The sequence below is a fragment of the Pseudomonas peradeniyensis genome (assembly GCF_014268935.2).
Taxonomy (GTDB): domain Bacteria; phylum Pseudomonadota; class Gammaproteobacteria; order Pseudomonadales; family Pseudomonadaceae; genus Aquipseudomonas; species Aquipseudomonas peradeniyensis.
On the sequence record NZ_JABWRJ020000002.1, the window covers coordinates 412,720 to 430,590 of the forward strand.

Sequence of the window (17,871 nt, forward strand, 5' to 3'; positions counted from 1 at the left end):
ATTTATCAGAGCAATCTTCGCAATCATCTGCCCCGGCGTCTGGCCTATCTTTATCACCAGAATCACTGCCCGGACATCAGTCCACGGCGACGCGCCCTAGGCGGGCGGTCGCGGCCAGCCATCCAACAGGATCCGCCAGGCCCCCGGGCTACGCACTGTCCAGAAGACGGCGCGAGGTGAGCCGGTGCCACAAGCGCCGAGCACGGACGACAATTCCCAAAGGGAGGCCGCAAGGCCTCCCTTTTTTATTGCTGCGCAGGCTGAACGCGAGAGGCCTTGCGCCGGCCGATTACGGCCAGCGCCGCCAGCAGCACCAGCAACCCGCCAGCCACGGCAATCACGAAGCCGCTGCGCGGTGTGGTGGCGTCCACCCACTGACCGGCGCCTGCCGCGCCGATGGCCACGCCGACATTCAGGCCAGCCAGCAGCCAGGTCAGGCCCTCGGTCAACTGGCGCTCGGGCACGTTGCGCTCCACCAGGGCCATGGCCACGATCATGGTCGGGGCGAAGAATACCCCGGCCAGCAACACCGCCACGGCCAGCAGGGTGAGGGTGTCGACCATGAGCAACGGCAGGGTAGCGAGCAGGGTGGCCAGTGCGCCGAGCAGTAACTGGCGGGGCAGCGGCAACCGCCAGTGCATTGCGCCGAACAGCAGCCCCGAGGCACAGGAACCCAGGGCATAGGCCGACAGCACCAGGCTGGCGGCGGCCAACTGCCCCTGTTCGCTGGCGAAGGCGACACTGACGATGTCCACCGTGCCGACGATCATGCCCATCGCCACCATCAGCAAGGTCAGTTGACGCACGGTCGGCAGCCGCCATACCGGCAGGTCACTTGCCAACGGCGCGTCGACAGCTGCCGGTGGTGGTTCGCTGGCGGCCTGCATCGCCAGTGCCGAAGTGCCCAGTAACAGCAGCGCGGCGGCGGCCAGCAGCCCGGCCTGTGGCCACAGTGCCACGCTGAGTCCAACCGCCAGGGGCGGCCCGGCGATGAAGCTGACTTCGTCGAGCACGGTTTCCAGCGAGTAGGCGGTCTGCAGTTGGGGTTGGCCGCGATACAGGTGGGTCCAGCGGGCGCGGACCATGGCCGACATGCTGGGCATGCACCCGGCCAGCAGGGCGGCGAAGAACAGCAGCCAGTCGGGGCCGCGCAGCCAGGCGCAGGCCGCCATCAACAGCAGCCCGAGCACGCTCAGCAACCCGGCCAGCGGCAGCACCCTGCGTTGGCCCAGGCGGTCGACCAGGCGCGAGACCTGCGGCGACAGCAGGGCATAGGTCAGCACGAAGCAGGCCGACACCGCTCCGGCCAGGGCATAGCTGCCGCGCCATTGCGCCAGCAGGGTGATGATGCCGATCCCGGTCATCGGTAACGGCAGGCGCGCCAGCAGCCCGGCCAGGGTGAAGGCGCGAGTACCCGTGGGAATGAACAACTGGGCGTAGGGGTTGGACATGTTGCTTCCTCCTTGAGGCGGCCCGCTTGCCGGTGGCTGGGCGGGGCGTGAATAATACGTACAGTGCGTATGATTAAATATTCATACGCGTTGAATGTAAATATTCATACGAAGTGTACGTAAAGGAGAGGCCATGGTTCGCCGCACCCGTGCCGAAATGGAAGAAACCCGTGCCGCCTTGCTGGCGATGGCCCGTCAGGTCCTCGGTGAGCAGGGGTACGCACAGACGTCCATGGACGATCTGACCGCCCGCGCCGGGCTGACCCGCGGCGCGCTGTACCACCATTTCGGCGACAAGCAGGGCCTGCTGGCGGCCGTGGTGGCGCAGATCGACGGTGAGATGGATGCGCGCCTGCTGGCCATCTCCGAAGCCAGCGATGACCCTTGGCAAGGATTCTGTCAGCGCTGCCAGGCGTACCTGCGCATGGCCCGCGAGCCGGAGATCCAGCGCATCGTCCTGCGCGATGCGCGGGCCGTGCTGGGCGCCGCTTCGCCCGAGGCGCAGCAGTATTGCATCGCGTCGTTGCAGCGGATGTTGGCGAGGCTGGTCCAACAGGGCGTGGTGGCCGAGGCCGACCCTTGGGCGCTGGCGGCGCTGGTGCATGGCAGCCTGTCGGAAGCGGCATTCTGGATCGCCCAAGGCGAGGACGGTGACGCTCGGCTCGGTCAGGCACTGGGTGCGCTAGAGCTGCTGCTGCGCGGCCTGTTGACGCGCTAGTCTGTCGGCTATTTCATCTGCCGGTCGCGGTCCGCGGAGTAGACTGCGAATGGTAAAGGCGAGCGTTTTCATCGAGAGGAACAACATGAGTTCGCGCATCTGGCGGTTGGCAGGTGTTGGTTTGCTGGGCCTGGGCATCAGCCTGGGTGCCCTGGCCGAAGGGCCTGGAGAAGGGCATGACGGCCATGGCGGCCAGCAGGAGCAGGGCGGTGGCGAACGGCGTGGATCGCCGCTCAATTCACGTGACGAAGTGCGCCAGACGCAACCGCCACGCCAGGGCTACTACCAGGACATTCCCCGTCGCTACGGCGACAACCGATACTGGGAAGCGGGCGGTCCGGGTCAGCGCCCCGGTGGCGACTGGTCCGGCCGGCCCGATGGTCATGGCAATGGCTGGGGGCCAGGGCCGCAGTACCATCCCGGGCATACCGTCGAGCGCTTCCCGGATCGCTACTGGAAAGTGCCGTACCGCGGGCAGGACTATTTCTACTCTGGTGGCTACTGGTACCGGCCCCACGGCGGCGGCTACGTGGTGGTCACGCCACCCTACGGCGTGCGGGTCGGCTACCTGCCGCCCTATGCCCGTGAAGTGTGGCTAAGCGGTGCGCTGTTCTTCCTGGTGGCCGACACGTATTACCAGTACCAGGCTGACAGCCGCGAGTACGTGGTGGTCAACCCGCCCGCCGTGGCGCCTGCGCCTATGCCACAGCAGGGCGGCGGCTACGATGTGATCGCCTATCCGATGTACGGCCAGGGGCCGGAGCAGCAGGAGCAGGACCGCTATCAATGCCATCGCTGGGCGGTGAGCCAGTCGGGGTTCGATCCGGCGACCGCCAGCTATGCGCCGCCGGCCAATGTGGCGGACAACTATCGACGGGCGTTGGGGGCGTGCCTGAGCGGGCGCGGCTACAGCATCAATTGACGGGGCATTCGCGATAACGGACTACACCGGGTCGGCGTGAACCATCACATCGGCCCGCGGGTAGCGCTGGCGAATGACTTGCGAGGCCTGCACGCACAGCTCATGGGCGGCATGCAGCGGCATGTCGCCGGGCAGTTCCAGATGCAGTTGCACGAACCACTGGCTGCCGGACACCCGCGTGCGCAGGTCATGCACCCCCTTCACCCCCGGGATCGCCAGCACCACCTCAAGCATGCGCTCGCCGATATCGGCCGGCAGTTCCTTGTCCATCAGGATTGCCGTGCTCTCGCGGGCGATCTGCAGCGCGCTCCACAGGATGTACAGGGCGATCCCCAGGCCGAACAGGGCGTCGAGCTGCGGCCAGCCGAAGCGGGCGAGCAGCAGCGCCAGCAGGATGCTGGCGTTGAGCAGCAGGTCGGAGCGGTAGTGCAGCGAGTCCGCGCGCACGGCGGTGGAGCCGGTCAGGCGGATGACCTTGCGCTGGAACGCCAGCAGCGCCACGGTCAGCGCCAATGACAGCAGCATCACCGCGATGCCGGCGGCGGTGTCACCCAAGGGCTCCGGCGACTTCAGCCGCTCCACCGCCTGCACCCCGATCAGCACCGCGCTGACCCCGATGAACAGCGCCTGGGCCATGCCGGCCAGGGCTTCGGCCTTGCCGTGGCCGAAGCGGTGGTCGTCATCGGCCGGGCGCAGCGCGTAATGCACCGCCAGCAGGTTGAGGAAGGAGGCGGCGGCATCCAGCGCCGAGTCGGTCAGCCCGGCCAGCAGGCTGACCGAGCCGCTCAGCCACCAGGCCACGGCCTTGCTCAGCACCAGGATGCAGGCGACGCTCAGCGAGGCGCGGGTGGCCAGGCGCAGCAGGCGTTGGTGTTCGGCGGTGGCAGTCATGCGCAGGAGATCGTCCGGATCAGGTCAGGCCGCGGGTACCAGGCCGTAGCTGGCCAGTTGCTCGACGCTGCCGCGGTGCTGGATCAGCCGCGGGTCGTTCAGCGGCAGGCGCTGGCCCAGTTCGCTTTCAAGGATAGCCTGCAGCTTGGTCCGGTCGACCTGGCCATCGGCATTGATCGCCGGCTTGAGCTTGGCCGGGTCGACATGGGCCGTGGTGCCCCCGGGGTAGTAGATGGCGCCGGTGGCGAAGTCGATGCCGAAGGCGATCAGGCCGGGAATGACATAGAACAGGATACCGATGGCATCCAGCGCCGCGACCACCGGATCGATCTTGCCTTCGATCTGGCCGCGACGGTCGGGGTAGAACAGGGTGCCGCAGGCCGTCAGCTGGGTCAGCAGGGTGGCGATGAGGGCGCCACCGATGACGCGGGAAGGGATGCGCATGTGAATCTCCGGAAGATAACGACAAACAACGGCGCGGCAATCGCCCGCGCCTGAGCTTAAGACCATGATAGGGCAGCCTCGGTTCGCCGTTATACTCGGTCGATTGTTCGAGGACCACCATGATTTCATTACCGATCGATGCCGTACTGTCCGACCTGCGCCAGGCCCTGGCCGAACGTGACGAAGCGGTGCTCGAGGCGCCGCCCGGCGCCGGCAAGACCACCCGCGTACCACTGGCCCTGCTCGCTGAGCCGTGGCTGCAGGGACAGACCATCCTCATGCTCGAGCCCCGGCGCCTGGCCGCCCGCGCCGCCGCCGAACGCCTGGCCAGCGAACTGGGCGAGAAGGTCGGCGAAACCGTGGGCTACCGCATCCGCCTGGACAGCAAGGTCGGCCCGAACACGCGCATCGAAGTAGTCACCGAGGGCATCCTCACCCGCCGCCTGCAGGCGGATCCTGCGCTGGATGGCGTGGGGCTGCTGATCTTCGACGAGTTCCACGAACGCAGTCTGGATGCCGACCTGGCCCTGGCCCTGAGCCTCAACGGCCGGGCGCTGTTGCGCGACGAGCCGCCGCTGAAGATCCTGCTGATGTCGGCGACGCTGGAGGGCGAGCGGCTGTCGCGCCTGCTCGACGACGCGCCGATCATCAGCAGCCAGGGGCGCATGCATCCGGTGGATATCCGTTGGAGCCGGCCCTTGCAGCCTGGCGAGTTCGTCGAGCCGCGGGTGGTCGACTGCGTGCTCCAGGCCCTGGCTGACGAATCCGGCAGCCTGCTGGTGTTCCTCCCCGGGCAGGCCGAGATCCGCCGTGTGCATCAGGCGCTGCAGGAGGCCGTGGGTGAGCGTCCGGACGTCCTGCTCTGTCCGCTGCACGGCGAGCTTGACCTGAGCGCCCAGCGTGCCGCCATCGAGCCGGCGCCCAAGGGTCAGCGCAAGGTGGTGCTGGCCACCAATATTGCCGAAACCAGCCTGACCATCGACGGCGTGCGCGTGGTGATCGACGCAGGTCTGGCGCGGGTGCCGCGCTTCGATCCCGGCAGCGGCATGACCCGGTTGGACACCCAGCGCATTTCCCGCGCCAGCGCCACCCAGCGTGCCGGACGAGCCGGGCGCCTCGAGCCCGGCGTGTGCTATCGACTGTGGTCCGAGGCGCAACACGATCAGTTGGCGGCCCACGCCAGCGCCGAGATCCTCCAGGCCGACCTGGCCGGGCTGGCCCTGCAACTGGCGCGCTGGGGCGTGCCGCCGGAGCAGCTCAGCTGGCTCGACCAGCCACCGGCGGCCGCCTACGGCCAGGCTCAGGACCTGCTGGCCCGGCTCGGTGCCTTCAAGCCAGGCTGCCGCGACAACTTGAGCGTACATGGCCAGGCCATGGCCGAGCTGCCTGCGCATCCGCGCATCGCCCATCTGCTGCTGCGCGGGCAGGACCTTGGATTGGCCGACATGGCCTGTGATGTCGCCGCATTGCTGGGCGAGCGCGACATCCTGCGCGGCGGCGGTGCCGACTTGCACAGCCGGTTGGCCCTGCTCAGCGGTGAAAGCCGTGCCTCCCGTGGCGGGCAGGGCGGCGTGCAGCGCGCCCGGCAACTGGCCCGGCAGTATCGCGGCCAGTTGCGTGGCAAACCGCGCAGCCCGGTCGCCGACCCCGACCATCCCCGCTGGCTGGGCGCGGTGCTGGCGCTGGCCTACCCCGACCGGGTGGCGCAGCAGCGTCGCGAAGGCGGCGCCGAGTACCGCCTGGCCAATGGCCGTGCGGCGCTGTTCGCCGAAGCTGATGCACTGATGAAAAGCCCGTGGCTGGTGATCGCCGACCTGGGCAGCCGCCAGGGGCAGCGCGAGGAGCGCATCTACCTGGCCGCCGAGTTCGATCCGGCGCTGTTCGACGGTGTGCTGGCCGAGCAGGTGGAGCAGCTCGACCTGCTCGACTGGGACGAACGTGAACAGGTGCTGCGCGCCGAGCGCCAGCGCAAGGTCGGCGAACTGGTGCTCAGCCGCGAGCCGCTGCCGGGGCTGGATGACGACGCACGGGCCAGGGCATTGCTGGGGCTGGTGCGGCGCAAGGGCCTGAACCTGCTGACCTGGACCCCGGAACTGCGCCAGTGGCAGGCCCGTGTCGCGCTGTTGCGTCAGCTGGACCTGGAAAAGGACGGCCACAGCGAGTGGCCCGACCTGGGTGACGACGCCTTGCTCGCCAACCTGGAAGACTGGTTGCAACCTTATCTGGGCAAGGTGTCGCGGCTGAGCCACTTCGCCAACCTGGACCTGCCCTCGATGCTGCGCAACCTGCTGCCCTGGCCGCTGCCCCAACGTCTGGACGAGCTGGCGCCATCACACCTGGCCGTGCCCTCGGGCTCCAGCATTCGCCTGGACTACAGCGAGCAGCCACCGATCCTCGCCGTACGCCTGCAGGAACTGTTCGGCCTGGCCGACACCCCGCGCATCGCCAATGGCCGCCAGCAGGTCAAGCTGCACCTGCTGTCGCCGGCGCGCCGGCCGGTGCAGGTGACCCAGGACCTGGCCAACTTCTGGCGCACCACCTATGCCGAGGTGAAGAAGGACCTGAAAGGGCGCTATCCCAAGCACTACTGGCCGGACGATCCGCTGGTGGCCGAAGCCACGGCCAGGGCCAAGCCAAGGAAGGCCTGACCCGTGCATTCGCTCGGGAGAACGCCGGCCTCAGGCGCCGGCTTCACCCTCGAGCAGCATGAACAGGCGGTACAGCACCACGGTGCTGAACAGCTGCAGGAAGCCGCTGAGGCTGTCCAGCGCCAGTTGCACGCCGGGCTGCGGCTCGGGGAACAGCTGCAGCAGCAGGCCGTCGATCAGCCACAAAGGCGCCAGCACCGACAGCATGCAGACCATGATGCGCAGGAAATGCCCGGTGGTCATGCGCGCGCTGGTGCGCATCGACTCGATCACCGGCAGGCCACGCAGCACCAGCAGGTACTCGGCGAACACCAGGTTCACCATGATCCATACACCGGGGAAGATGAGCAATGCCAGGCCCGCCATGATCAGCAGCGAGCTGATCACGATCAGCAGGGCCAGCATCGGCCACAGCTGCAGGGCGCGGGCGAACAGGTCGCGCTTGGCGGTGTCCTGGCCGTTGCTGCGGGTGTCGAGGTAGAGAATCAGCGCGGCGCTGTACAGCGGGTAGAACAGCAGGCTGACGAGCATGCCGTAGGCCGGCGAGGCCTGTGCACCCAGCTGGCTGTAGAGCAGCTGGGTGCCGAGGGCCTCGAGTACCACCAAGGGCAGGCACAGCTGGAGGATGCTCGTCAGGTGACGGCGGAAGAAGTACAGGGAGTCGCGCAGAACGCTCAGCGGATTCATCGGTCAACATCGCATGGCAGAAAAAGCAGGGCGTAACTTTAGCCCACTCGGCCCGCTTGCTGAAAAAAGTTTCATGGCCCGGACAATTGAATCGCTTTGCCCGGGCCTCCATCTTTGACGCTGTCCGATGTCCTGTTCAGCGCACGAGGTTGCCCCGATGAACACTGAAGAACAAACCCTGATCGATGGCCTGTTCGGCCGTCTCAAGCAAGCCGAGGATCCGGCCCAGCCGCGCGATGCCCAAGCCCAGGCGCGGATCGAGGAGCACCTGCGCCAGCAGCCGGCGGCACCTTACTACATGGCCCAGGCGATCCTGGTCCAGGAGACGGCGATCAAGCGCCTGGACGAGCAGAACAAGCAGCTCGAGGCCGAACTGCGCCAGGCTCGCGCGCAACTGGATGCGAGCCGCCCCAGCAGTGGCGGTGGTTTCCTCTCCAGCATCTTCGGCGCGGGAGCCCGCAATCCAGAGCCGCAGCGCCCGGTCGCTCCGCCGCCGACTTCCTCGGGTGGCTGGCGCGAACCGGCGCCCCAGGCCTACGCTCCGCCACCACCGCAGCAGGGCTTCGGCGCGGCGCCCGCCCCGGCACGCAGCGGCGCCAGCAGCTTCCTCGGCGGTGCCATGCAGACCGCCGCGGGTGTGGCCGGTGGCGTGTTGCTGGCCCAAGGCATCAGCAGTCTGTTCAACCACAATTCGCAGCCTGAGGAGATCGTCGAGGTAATCAAGGAAGCGCCGGCGCCGGCCAGCGACGCGGGTGGCTGGAATGACCAGGACAGCCAGCGCCAGGTGGCGGACAGCGGTGGCTGGGGCAATGACCAGGGTGGTTATGCCGATGCCGGTTACAGCAATGACGATGGCGGCTTTTTCTCGGACGACGACTACGCCTGAGGGCTTGGCATGCCCGAGAAGTTCCAGGGGTGCCTTGCGCCCCTCACGGGCACGCCCGCGACAAACTCAGGCCAGGCGCTGCAGGCCTTCCAGGCAAGTCGCCAGGTGGTAGGGCGTGGTCGAAGGCATGTCATGGCGGCTCACCGCCCCCGCGCCATCGCGGCACTCATGCCAGCCGCCTTCATGCAGGAAACGTGACTCCAGCGCCGCAAGCTGTGCCAGCAACCGTGCCTCGCTTCCCGGCCGCAACGCCAGTGCCCGCAGGTACTCCGCCTGGGCCCAGATCCGCTGGGTCGCATCGAGCACCTTGCCGTCCATGTCCAGCATCGCCAGCACCGCCGTATCCTTGACTCCGTACTGCTCGGCAAAGTCGAAGGCTCGCTCGATGGAAGCGTGCAGCGCCGTGCCGCGCAGCAACGGCGAGGTATCCAGCAGGTAGAACCATTCGAACTGGTGGCCTGGCTCGAACCAGTTATCCACAGCCCCACGCGGTTTTTCCAGCATCAGGCCGTGGCTTGGCTCGATGAACTGCGCCTGCAGCGCGTCGCACAGCTGCAGCAGCGACTGGCGAACCTCGTCGTCCTCGCGCTCGGCCAGCACCTGGAGAAAGGCCTCGGCCAGGTGCATCTGCGGGTTCTGCAGCGGGCCGCTGCCCAGGTCCGACCAGTCCTCACCGAGGCTGGCCTCGTACAGGCCATCGTCGCGGGCGAACTGCTCGGCAATGACTTCGAGGGCGCCGTTGAGCGTGGCCTCCACCAGGCCTTCGCCGACCTTGCCCCAGTAATGGGCGCAGGCAAACACGATGAAGGCGTGGGTGTAGAGGTCCTTGCGCCGGTCCAGCGGTTTGCCCTGGGCGTCGATGCTGTAGAACCAGCCGCCGTGCTCGGCGTCGTGGAAGTGCTTCTGCAGCGAGCGGAACAGCGTGGCGGCGCGTTCGGCGGCGCCCGGTTGCTCGATGCGGCTGCTGAACAGGTAAAGCTGACGGGCACAGGCCATGGCCCGGTAGCGCTGCACGGGCATTGGGCGGTGCTGGGTGTCCAAGGCTTCGTACGGCAGGGCCATGTCGGCGTTCCAGCCCGGGCCTTGCCACAGCGGCACGATGCGCTCGGCGAAGTGCTGGCGGAAACGGGTCAATGCGGGGCGGGGGTCGGACATGGTCGCGCTCGTGACGGTCGGGCAGGGCGCCATGGTAGCAGAAGTGGCAACTGCTTCGTGTGCGCGGGCAGCGTGGGAGCGGGCACATGATCCGATCTGGGCGAAAGCGTCAGCCGGGATTACCCAGCCCCTGCCAGTGCCGCGCGCCGACGAATATGAAGCGCAGTTGCTGGGTGATCTTTTCTTGTGGCGTCAGCGCCTGTGGATGACCGGGCTCGGGGCTGTCGATCAGCTCGGGCAGGGTAGCGAACACGGTCTTGACCACCAGGTCGGCCATCACCGCCAGGGCGGCGCCGTCCAGATGCTGCCAACGCGGCATGCGTGCCAGGTCCGTGGCCAGGTCGCTGCTGATGTCCTGGCGCAGGCGGGCGATGGCCTGGCGCACCGGCTGCGAGCCGCCGTATTGCTCGCGGGCGAGGAACAGGAACTGCGCGCGGTGGGCGATGACCACGTCGAGGAAGATGCGCACCGAGGCGTCGGTGATGCCGCCCAGTTCGAATTCATTGTGGCGCACCAGGCGGATGGTCTGGCGGAAGGTGGTGTCCACCTCGGCGACCAGGGCCAGGCCCAGGGCATCCAAGTCGGGAAAGTGGCGGTAGAAGCCCGTGGGCACGATACCCGCGGCCTTGGCCACCTCGCGCAGGCTGATGCTGCCGAAGCCACGGCCGCTCTCCATGAGCAGGCAGGCGGCGTCCAGCAGGGCCTGGCGGGTTTGTAACTTCTGTTCGGCGCGCGGCAGCATGGGGCAGGATTCTATGACTGTACGACTGGGCATTCTGGATAAAAAAACAAAGCCCGGTCAATGGACCGGGCTTGGAGGGTAGCAGGCGCAGTGGGGCGGGTTGTTGTTCTCGGCCATGGCGATCAGCTCACACGGCTGAGTTCGACCAGACGATCCGAGCCACCCTCGGCGACACGGTTGTTGCGTTCGTTGAGGCGATCGGCGCCACCTTCGGCGACACGGTCGTTGCGTTGGATCAGACGATCCGAGCCACCTTCGGCAACGCGGTCGTTGCGTTGGATCAGACGATCCGAGCCACCTTCGGCAACGCGGTCGTTGCGTTGGAGCAGACGATCCGAGCCACCTTCGGCAACGCGGTCGTTGCGTTGGATCAGACGATCCGAGCCACCTTCGGCAAAACGGTCGTTGCGTTGGATCAGGCGATCCGAGCCACCTTCGGCGACACGGTTGTTACGTTCGAGCAGACGCTCGGAACCGCCTTCGGCCAAGCGGCCTGCGCGTTCCTGCAGGCGCTCGGCGCCGCCTTCTGCCAAGGTGTTCAGCGGTTGGCTGACGGTGGCGGCGCTGGAGCGCGATTCGGCGCTCAGGTGCTGGTCTTCGGCTGGCAGGGCGAAGGCGTTGGCGGCAAGTACGGACAGGGTCAGGCTCAGCAGCAGGTGGCGTTTCATGGTTCGGTGCTCCTCAGGGGGGGCTGGAAAGTGGGTACGAAGCCAATGCTACGCCTGGTAACTCCAGAGAAAAGTTCATCAGGATAATGGTAACAATCGACGGGATTGATACTGTGCTTGGAGGGCTCTGGATCAATGTTTTCAGGTGTTCCGCAAGCGCTGAGGCACGCTTGAGCCCCGGTAACACTGCCGCTGTCCATGGGCGAAAAGCTGAGAAAGGCGTCAGGAAAATCCTGGTTATCATGGCGCACGGATTAAACCCGGCGGTTTTTCATCAGTCCGACATAATGAGTGCCATGCAGTCAGGAGAACCATGCAATGACGCGCCCTGCCAGAATCCTCATCTGGACCTTCGCCACCCTCGCCACCCTGCTGGCGATCCTGGTGGTGGTGATAGCCACTTTCGACTGGAACCGCGTCAAGCCGCTGCTCAACGAGAAAGTCTCCGAAGCCCTGCACCGGCCGTTCGCGATCAACGGCAACCTCGCCGTGCACTGGCGCACCGAGCCCGAGGAAGGCGGCTGGCGGGCCTTCGTGCCCTGGCCGCACTTCAGCGCCGAGGACCTCACCCTGGGCAACCCCGACTGGCTCAAGGAGCCGCGCATGGTCGCCCTGGAGCGCGTGGACTTTCGCCTGGCGCCGTTGCCGCTGATCGTCCAGCGCATCAGCATCCCGCGCATCGACCTGGTCAAGCCCAGCGCCAGCCTTACCCGGCTGGCCGATGGCCGGGCCAACTGGGTGTTCGATTTCGGGCCCAAGGATGAGAACGAGGTTCCGTCGAAGTGGGAGCTGGACATCGGCGCCATCGGCTTCGACCAGGGCAATGTCAGCTTCGACGACCAGACGCTGAAGACCAGCATGAAGGTGCAGGTCGACCCGCTGGGCAAGCCGATCCCGTTCAGCGACATCGTCGGCAAGGCCCGCGCCGAGAAGGCCGGCAATGCCCAGGCCTACGCCTTCGGCTTCAAGGCCCAGGGCCGCTACAAGGGCCTGGCGGTGGCCGGCACCGGCAAGATCGGCGGCCTGCTGGCGCTGCAGGACGCCAGCCAGCCGTTTCCGCTGCAGGCCGACGTGCGTATCGGCGACACCCGGGTCGCATTGGCCGGGACCCTGACTGACCCGCGCAACCTCGGCGCCCTCGACCTGCGCCTGAAGCTTTCCGGCAGCAGCCTGGGCAACCTCTACCCGCTGACCGGCGTGACCTTGCCCGATACGCCGCCGTATGCCACCGATGGTCATCTGACCGCCAACCTGCACGCCGCCGGCGGCGCGCAGTTCCGTTACGAGGGCTTCAACGGCAAGATCGGCGATAGCGACATTCACGGCGACCTGGCCTTTGTCGCCAGCCAGCCCCGGCCGAAGCTCTCCGGCAACCTGGTATCCAACCAGCTGCTGTTCAAGGACCTGGCGCCGCTGATCGGCGCCGACTCCAACAGCGAGCAGAAGGCCCGCGGCGGCGCCAGCAAGCAGCCGGCCGGCAAGGTGCTGCCGGTCGAAGAGTTCCGCACCGAGCGCTGGCGAGCCATGGACGCCGACGTGACCTTCGCCGGCAAGCGCATCGTGCACAGCGAGAAGCTGCCGTTCAACGACCTGTCCGCCCATGTGATCCTCGAGGACGGCCTGCTGCGCCTGGAGCCGCTGCGCTTCGGCGTGGCCGGCGGCAACCTCGATTCCAACATCCGCCTGGACGGGCGCAGCGCGCCGTTGGAGGGTCGCGCCCGGCTGACCGTGCGTGGCTTCAAGCTCAAGCAGCTGTTCCCTGGCTTCGCGCCGATGCAGACCAGCTTCGGTGAGCTCAACGGCGATGCCGACATCAGTGGCCGCGGCAACTCGGTGGCGGCACTGCTGGGCACTTCCAACGGGGATCTGCGCCTGCTGATCAACGATGGCGCGATCAGCCGCAGCCTGATGGAGATCGCCGGGCTCAATGTAGGTAACTACGTGGTAGGCAAGTTGTTCGGTGATGAGGACGTGAAGATCAATTGTGCTGCGGCGGATGTCGGGATCAAGAATGGCCTGGCCACTACCCGGTTGTTCGTCTTCGACACCGAGAACGCGATCATCTACATCAACGGCACGGCCAACTTCGCCAGCGAACAGCTGGATCTGAAGATCACCCCCGAGTCCAAGGGCTTGCGCCTGTTCTCGCTACGCTCGCCGCTGTATGTGCGCGGACCGTTCGCCAAGCCGAGTGCCGGCGTACAGGCGGTGCCGCTGGCGCTGCGTGGCGCGGGGATGGTGGCGTTGGGCGTGGTGGCCGGGCCGGCGGCGGGGCTGCTGGCGCTGATCGCGCCGAGCAGCGGGGATGAGCCGAACCAGTGCACGCCGTTGTTGCAGCAGATGCGCGCCGGCAAGGCGCCAGCGGCGGCCGGCAAAGGTCATTGAGGTTCGTGGGAGCGGGCTTGCCCCGCGATGGCATCGACGCCATCGCGGGGCAAGCCCGCTCCCACGTAAACCATGGGATCAGAGGCCTTTCAACAGATCGGACATATCGTCCGCGTGCTCTTCTTCCTGCGCCAGGATGTCCTCGAAGATGCGCCGGGTGGTCGGATCCTTGTCGCCGATGTACTGGATGATCTCGCGGTAGCTGTCGATGGCGATGCGCTCGGCCACCAGGTCCTCCAGCACCATTTCCTTCAACGAACTGCCCGCCACGTACTGGGCGTGGGCGTTCCTGGTCAGGTTGTCCGGATTGAAGTCCGGCTCGCCGCCCAGCTGCACGATGCGCTCGGCCAGCTTGTCGGCGTGCTCGGCTTCCTGGTTGGCGTGCTCGAGGAACTCCGCGGCGGCGACGCTGGCCTTGATGCCGCTGGCCATGAAGTAGTGACGCTTGTAGCGCAGGACGCAGACCAGTTCGGTGGCCAGCGACTCGTTCAGCAGGCGCAGGATTTTCTCGCGGTCGGCGTGGTAACCCTCGGTCACCGCGCCTTGCTCGACATGCTTGCGGGCATTGGCACGCAGGGTCTTCACATCGGTCAGTTCAACGCTCATGTTCATCTCCGTAGGCATCGGGTTGGGTCATGCGCCGTGCGCGGCGTCGCTGTCTTGCTGGCGTTGCTTGCAGGTCTTGAAGCCCTTGGCGTCGACATGGCCGGTGGCGTCGAAGCGCACGTAGTATGGCTGCTGGTGGCCATCGCGGTTGAGGATGTAGTCGTTGCAGGTGCCGCCGTGGGGCAGGTCGATGACATTCGACGGGCTGCCGCCGATGGCGATGACCTTCTGCATGGTCATGCCGTGCTCGACCTGCTTGACCAGCGGCTCGTCGCGGTAGGTGACGTAGTCCACCGGGTTTTCCGGGCGGCTGCCGCAGGCGGCGAGGGTGGCGCTTGCCAGAAGGATGGCCAGGGTTCGCTTGTACATGGTCCCGCTCCTTGCTCAGGGTCTGTTCTGCTTGGAACCGCGCGGCGCGCCGGGAGTTCGATTGCGCTTGTCTCCGATCGCGCTGTAGGGTGGGCCGGTCTGTTCACGGATGAGGGCAAGGGTGATGAGTCAGGAGCTGGCCACGCGTTATCCACTGGTGCTGGTGCCGGGCATGCTCGGGTTCGTGCGGGCGCTGGTCTATCCCTACTGGTTCGGCATCGTTCCGGCATTGCGCCGGGGCGGCGCGCAGGTGTTCCCGGTGCAGGTGTCGCCGCTGCATTCCAGCGAAGTGCGGGGCGAGCAGTTGCTCTGCATCATCGAGGACATCTGCCAGCGCACGGGGGCCGACAAGGTCAACCTGATCGGGCATAGCCAGGGCGCCCTCAGTGCCCGCTATGCGGCGGCGAAGCGGCCTGATCGGGTGGCTTCGGTGACGTCGGTGGCCGGCCCCAACCATGGCTCGGAGCTGGCCGACCACCTCGAACGCACGGCACCTGGTGACTCTGTCCGGGGGCGCATCCTCAAGGCCGTGCTGCATGGCTTCGCTGTGGTGCTGGGTTGGCTGGAGACCGGCTGGCGCCGCGATCCGCTGCCGATCGACGTGCACGCTTCGCACCAGTCGCTGACCAGTGCCGGGGTGGCACTGTTCAACCAGGCTTATCCACAGGGGTTGCCCGAAGTCTGGGGGGGCGAGGGGCCGCCGGAAGTGAACGGGGTGCGCTATTACTCCTGGTCCGGCACCCTGCAGCCTGGGCGTACCGACCAGGGCCTGAACCGTTTTGACGGCAGCAACTACTTCTGCCGCTTGTTTGCCCGCAGCTTCGTCAGGGAGACGGGGCAGTGCGACGGCATGGTCGGGCGCTTCAGCTCGCACCTGGGTCAGGTGATCGGTGACGACTATCCGCTCGATCACCTGGATATCGTCAACCAGTCGCTGGGCGCGGTGGGCAAGGGAGCCCAGCCGGTGAGGCTGTTCACCGAGCATGCCGCCCGCCTCAAGCAGGCAGGGTTGTGATCCATCGCGGGGCAAGCCCGCTCCCACGCCTGTGGATTGCCCCAAAAAGCTTGCAGCGTGATTGCGGGACAACCCAGTTTTCGTGGGAGCGGGCTTGCCCCGCGATGAGGGCGTGGCCTAACGCCGTACCGGCGTGGTCCAACGCTCGGCCAGCAGCACGCCAACCAGTGTCAGCACACCGCCAACCAGGTGATAACTGGCCAACTGCTCATCCAGCACCACGGCGGCGATCACCGCCGTGACCACCGGCAGCAGGTTGAAGAACAGCGTGGTACGGCTCGGCCCCAGACGGTGCACGGCCTGCATCCACACCCGCGGCGCGACCATCGAGGCCAGCAGGCCCGCGTAAAGTACCAGGCCAATGTTGTGGCCGTTCAACCCGGTCTTGGGTGACAGCAGGAACAGCGGCAGCAACACCAGGATCGCCACCAGCACCTGCAGGTACAGCAGCTGCAGCGGTGGCAAGCGCAGCTGCCATTTCTTCAGCAGGAAGCTGTACAGCGCATAGGCGAAGGTAGCCACCAGCATCATCAGGTCGCCGGCGTTCAGCCCCTGGTGCAACAGCACGCCGGGTTGCCCGGCCGAGACCACCTCCAGCACGCCGAAGAACGACACCAGCGCGCCCAGCAGCGCGCCATAGGTCAGCCGCTGGCCGAGCCAGGCAATGGACAGGGCCAGCGACATCAGCGGCATCAGCGAGAGGATGATGCCCATGTTGGTGGCGCTGGTGATGGCCGCGGCGAAGTAGGCCAGGCTCTGGTAGATGGCCATGCCCAGCACGCCCAGCACGAAGATCTTGCCCAGGTGCGGGCGGATGGCTGCGCGGTTGCGCCAGACCTGCGGCAGTAGGAAAGGAGTGAACAGCAGGCCGGCCAGCAGCCAGCGGTAGAAGCCGATCTCGGCAGGGAAGATGGCCCCGGCGGACATCTTGGTGACCACGGTGTTGCCAGCCCAGATGAGGATGGCGATGAGGGGGAAGAGGTAGTTCATGATGACTCTCGAGTTGCGGTTGACCCGTGGGAGCGGGTCAAGCCCGCTCCCACGTGGCGGCCATTATCGCTTGTCTGTTCGAATGCCTATACTTCCATCCAGACAACTCGCCCCGCGAAGCAGACAGCATGACCCGCAAGTACCTCGACATTCCGCAATTCGACCGGCTCCCCGCACCGGTCTACTTCCGCTACGACGAATTCGGCGCCGACACCCACAGCCCGCCGCACCGTCACCCCTGGGGCCAGCTCAACTATGCCTCCCATGGCCTGATGCACCTGGACGTCGAGGGCCAGCGCTTCATCTCGCCCCCGCATTACGCCGTCTGGGTGCCGCCGGACACCGAGCACGGCTGCTACAACCCCCAGGCCATCATCTACCGCTCGGTCTACCTGGAGCGCAGCCTGTGCGCCGAGCTGCCGACGCAGCCCTGCAGCCTGGTGATCAGCGACATCCTCAAGGCGATCCTCGGCGACTTCGCCCGCCGCGACCTGCACATCGCCCAGGACGAGCGCGACCAGCGCCTGGTCCAGGTGCTGATCGACCAACTGCACCTGGCGCCGACGCAGACCTGCTACCTGCCGTTCGCCCGCAGCGACAGCCTGCGCCAGGTGCTAGAGGCGTTGCACGCGGAGCCTGGCGACAACCATCCACTCGCCTATTGGGCCGGGCAGGTGCATGTCAGCGAGCGCACCCTGGCCCGGCAGTTCCTGCGCGAGCTGGGGATGAGCTTCGGCGAATGGCGTCTGCGCCTGCGCTTTCTGCGGGCCATCGAGGCACTCGAGGCGGGCACGCCGATCCAGGCCATCGCCTTCGATCTGGGCTACAGCAGCGCCTCGGCCTTCATCGCCATGTTCCAGCGCCAGGCCAACTGCACCCCGGAGCAGTACCGGCGGCGGGCGCGGACAGAGATGTAAGAATTCTTGTCTACACTCAGCTGCGACGAGCGCGCATCCGGCGCGCAGGCAAGGAGACCACTCCATGAAGCTGCTGCACGTACCCCTGCTGGTGTTGGGCCTGTTGATCGCGGGCCAAGGGTTCGCCGCCACCGCGCAACAGGAAAAGATGAAGACCTGCAACGCCGACGCCACCACCAAGGCGCTCAAGGGCGATGAGCGCAAGGCGTTCATGAGCACCTGCCTGAAGAAGGATGTGCCGCAGACCCAGCAGGAGAAGATGAAGACCTGCAACGCCGACGCCACCACCAAGGCGCTCAAGGGCGATGAACGCAAGACCTTCATGAGTGACTGCCTGAAGAAGAAATGACCTGCGCCTATGCCTCTGCCGTGAAGGC

The 17,871-nt window shown here is 66.7% G+C and carries 18 protein-coding genes; 8 read left to right on the forward strand and 10 right to left on the reverse strand.

Translation table 11 applies throughout. From position 1 onward, the window contains the following. Window positions 1-245 precede the first annotated feature (245 nt). Window positions 246-1,451, reverse strand: a complete 1,206-nt coding sequence (locus HU751_RS11325; protein WP_186732694.1) for an MFS transporter — start codon at window positions 1,449-1,451, stop codon at window positions 246-248. 133 nt (window positions 1,452-1,584) lie between these two features. On the opposite strand from HU751_RS11325, the gene HU751_RS11330 reads away from it, so the two are divergent. Together HU751_RS11330 and HU751_RS11335 are read left to right on the forward strand one after the other, a co-directional pair. Further along, complete coding sequence (locus HU751_RS11330; RefSeq protein ID WP_186732695.1) at window positions 1,585-2,169, forward strand: TetR/AcrR family transcriptional regulator; 585 nt, start codon at window positions 1,585-1,587, stop codon at window positions 2,167-2,169. Window positions 2,170-2,254: 85 nt separating this feature from the next. Further along, a complete protein-coding gene (locus tag HU751_RS11335; protein WP_186732697.1) occupies window positions 2,255-3,091 on the forward strand; it encodes a DUF6515 family protein in 837 nt (278 codons plus the stop codon). Window positions 3,092-3,112: 21 nt separating this feature from the next. Here HU751_RS11335 and HU751_RS11340 read toward each other — a convergent pair whose 3' ends face one another. After that, window positions 3,113-3,982 carry a cation diffusion facilitator family transporter gene (locus tag HU751_RS11340; RefSeq protein WP_050707035.1) on the reverse strand — a complete coding sequence of 290 codons (870 nt, stop codon included), beginning with the start codon at window positions 3,980-3,982 and terminating at the stop codon, window positions 3,113-3,115. A gap of 24 nt (window positions 3,983-4,006) precedes the next feature. After that, the gene (gene pmcY / locus HU751_RS11345) at window positions 4,007-4,426 is read right to left on the reverse strand and encodes a periplasmic Zn2+ metallochaperone PmcY (protein ID WP_050707034.1); all 420 of its coding nucleotides are present in this window, start codon (window positions 4,424-4,426) and stop codon (window positions 4,007-4,009) included. 119 nt (window positions 4,427-4,545) lie between these two features. Between pmcY and hrpB the strand changes: the two genes are divergently transcribed. Further along, a complete protein-coding gene (gene hrpB, locus HU751_RS11350; protein ID WP_186732698.1) occupies window positions 4,546-7,074 on the forward strand; it encodes an ATP-dependent helicase HrpB in 2,529 nt (842 codons plus the stop codon). 30 nt (window positions 7,075-7,104) lie between these two features. Here the strand turns inward: hrpB and HU751_RS11355 are convergent, their stop codons facing one another. Beyond that, on the reverse strand, window positions 7,105-7,761 hold the full coding sequence (locus HU751_RS11355; RefSeq protein ID WP_186732699.1) for a YciC family protein: 657 nt from the start codon (window positions 7,759-7,761) through the stop codon (window positions 7,105-7,107). Between the two features lie 157 nt (window positions 7,762-7,918). Here HU751_RS11355 and HU751_RS11360 point away from each other — a divergent pair, with 157 nt between their 5' ends. Beyond that, complete coding sequence (locus HU751_RS11360; RefSeq protein ID WP_186732700.1) at window positions 7,919-8,647, forward strand: DUF2076 domain-containing protein; 729 nt, start codon at window positions 7,919-7,921, stop codon at window positions 8,645-8,647. 66 nt (window positions 8,648-8,713) lie between these two features. Here HU751_RS11360 and HU751_RS11365 read toward each other — a convergent pair whose 3' ends face one another. The 3 genes from HU751_RS11365 to HU751_RS11375 form a co-directional block, all read right to left on the reverse strand. Next, window positions 8,714-9,802, reverse strand: a complete 1,089-nt coding sequence (locus HU751_RS11365) for an AGE family epimerase/isomerase (RefSeq protein WP_186732701.1) — start codon at window positions 9,800-9,802, stop codon at window positions 8,714-8,716. A gap of 109 nt (window positions 9,803-9,911) precedes the next feature. Then, the gene (locus HU751_RS11370) at window positions 9,912-10,544 is read right to left on the reverse strand and encodes a TetR family transcriptional regulator (protein WP_186732702.1); all 633 of its coding nucleotides are present in this window, start codon (window positions 10,542-10,544) and stop codon (window positions 9,912-9,914) included. A 122-nt stretch (window positions 10,545-10,666) separates the two neighbouring features. After that, window positions 10,667-11,212 (reverse strand): phage infection protein, encoded by a 546-nt coding sequence (locus HU751_RS11375; protein ID WP_186732704.1) that lies wholly within the window; start codon window positions 11,210-11,212, stop codon window positions 10,667-10,669. A 318-nt stretch (window positions 11,213-11,530) separates the two neighbouring features. Here HU751_RS11375 and HU751_RS11380 point away from each other — a divergent pair, with 318 nt between their 5' ends. Then, window positions 11,531-13,597, forward strand: a complete 2,067-nt coding sequence (locus HU751_RS11380) for an AsmA family protein (RefSeq protein WP_186732705.1) — start codon at window positions 11,531-11,533, stop codon at window positions 13,595-13,597. Between the two features lie 78 nt (window positions 13,598-13,675). Here the strand turns inward: HU751_RS11380 and HU751_RS11385 are convergent, their stop codons facing one another. Together HU751_RS11385 and osmE are read right to left on the reverse strand one after the other, a co-directional pair. Beyond that, on the reverse strand, window positions 13,676-14,203 hold the full coding sequence (locus HU751_RS11385) for a ferritin-like domain-containing protein (protein WP_186732707.1): 528 nt from the start codon (window positions 14,201-14,203) through the stop codon (window positions 13,676-13,678). 27 nt (window positions 14,204-14,230) lie between these two features. After that, complete coding sequence (gene osmE / locus HU751_RS11390; protein WP_050707118.1) at window positions 14,231-14,572, reverse strand: osmotically-inducible lipoprotein OsmE; 342 nt, start codon at window positions 14,570-14,572, stop codon at window positions 14,231-14,233. 124 nt (window positions 14,573-14,696) lie between these two features. On the opposite strand from osmE, the gene HU751_RS11395 reads away from it, so the two are divergent. Then, window positions 14,697-15,587 carry a lipase family alpha/beta hydrolase gene (locus HU751_RS11395; RefSeq protein ID WP_186732709.1) on the forward strand — a complete coding sequence of 297 codons (891 nt, stop codon included), beginning with the start codon at window positions 14,697-14,699 and terminating at the stop codon, window positions 15,585-15,587. Between the two features lie 117 nt (window positions 15,588-15,704). Here the strand turns inward: HU751_RS11395 and HU751_RS11400 are convergent, their stop codons facing one another. Then, window positions 15,705-16,577 carry a DMT family transporter gene (locus HU751_RS11400; protein ID WP_186713790.1) on the reverse strand — a complete coding sequence of 291 codons (873 nt, stop codon included), beginning with the start codon at window positions 16,575-16,577 and terminating at the stop codon, window positions 15,705-15,707. A 128-nt stretch (window positions 16,578-16,705) separates the two neighbouring features. On the opposite strand from HU751_RS11400, the gene HU751_RS11405 reads away from it, so the two are divergent. Then, the gene (locus HU751_RS11405; protein WP_186732711.1) at window positions 16,706-17,494 is read left to right on the forward strand and encodes an AraC family transcriptional regulator; all 789 of its coding nucleotides are present in this window, start codon (window positions 16,706-16,708) and stop codon (window positions 17,492-17,494) included. A gap of 64 nt (window positions 17,495-17,558) precedes the next feature. Next, on the forward strand, window positions 17,559-17,843 hold the full coding sequence (locus HU751_RS11410) for a PsiF family protein (RefSeq protein ID WP_050707114.1): 285 nt from the start codon (window positions 17,559-17,561) through the stop codon (window positions 17,841-17,843). Window positions 17,844-17,871 lie beyond the last annotated feature (28 nt).

Excerpts from the sequence above, each read along its gene's own strand:
- HU751_RS11375 (WP_186732704.1), bottom strand. The coding sequence starts at position 11,212 with ATGAAACGCCACCTGCTGCTGAGCCTGACCCTGTCCGTACTTGCCGCC.
- pmcY (WP_050707034.1), bottom strand. The coding sequence starts at position 4,426 with ATGCGCATCCCTTCCCGCGTCATCGGTGGCGCCCTCATCGCCACCCTG.
- hrpB (WP_186732698.1), top strand. The coding sequence starts at position 4,546 with ATGATTTCATTACCGATCGATGCCGTACTGTCCGACCTGCGCCAGGCC.
- HU751_RS11395 (WP_186732709.1), top strand. The coding sequence starts at position 14,697 with ATGAGTCAGGAGCTGGCCACGCGTTATCCACTGGTGCTGGTGCCGGGC.
- HU751_RS11405 (WP_186732711.1), top strand. The coding sequence starts at position 16,706 with ATGACCCGCAAGTACCTCGACATTCCGCAATTCGACCGGCTCCCCGCA.
- HU751_RS11380 (WP_186732705.1), top strand. The coding sequence starts at position 11,531 with ATGACGCGCCCTGCCAGAATCCTCATCTGGACCTTCGCCACCCTCGCC.
- HU751_RS11400 (WP_186713790.1), bottom strand. The coding sequence starts at position 16,577 with ATGAACTACCTCTTCCCCCTCATCGCCATCCTCATCTGGGCTGGCAAC.
- HU751_RS11365 (WP_186732701.1), bottom strand. The coding sequence starts at position 9,802 with ATGTCCGACCCCCGCCCCGCATTGACCCGTTTCCGCCAGCACTTCGCC.
- HU751_RS11330 (WP_186732695.1), top strand. The coding sequence starts at position 1,585 with ATGGTTCGCCGCACCCGTGCCGAAATGGAAGAAACCCGTGCCGCCTTG.
- HU751_RS11325 (WP_186732694.1), bottom strand. The coding sequence starts at position 1,451 with ATGTCCAACCCCTACGCCCAGTTGTTCATTCCCACGGGTACTCGCGCC.
- HU751_RS11340 (WP_050707035.1), bottom strand. The coding sequence starts at position 3,982 with ATGACTGCCACCGCCGAACACCAACGCCTGCTGCGCCTGGCCACCCGC.
- osmE (WP_050707118.1), bottom strand. The coding sequence starts at position 14,572 with ATGTACAAGCGAACCCTGGCCATCCTTCTGGCAAGCGCCACCCTCGCC.
- HU751_RS11410 (WP_050707114.1), top strand. The coding sequence starts at position 17,559 with ATGAAGCTGCTGCACGTACCCCTGCTGGTGTTGGGCCTGTTGATCGCG.
- HU751_RS11335 (WP_186732697.1), top strand. The coding sequence starts at position 2,255 with ATGAGTTCGCGCATCTGGCGGTTGGCAGGTGTTGGTTTGCTGGGCCTG.
- HU751_RS11360 (WP_186732700.1), top strand. The coding sequence starts at position 7,919 with ATGAACACTGAAGAACAAACCCTGATCGATGGCCTGTTCGGCCGTCTC.
- HU751_RS11385 (WP_186732707.1), bottom strand. The coding sequence starts at position 14,203 with ATGAGCGTTGAACTGACCGATGTGAAGACCCTGCGTGCCAATGCCCGC.
- HU751_RS11370 (WP_186732702.1), bottom strand. The coding sequence starts at position 10,544 with ATGCTGCCGCGCGCCGAACAGAAGTTACAAACCCGCCAGGCCCTGCTG.
- HU751_RS11355 (WP_186732699.1), bottom strand. The coding sequence starts at position 7,761 with ATGAATCCGCTGAGCGTTCTGCGCGACTCCCTGTACTTCTTCCGCCGT.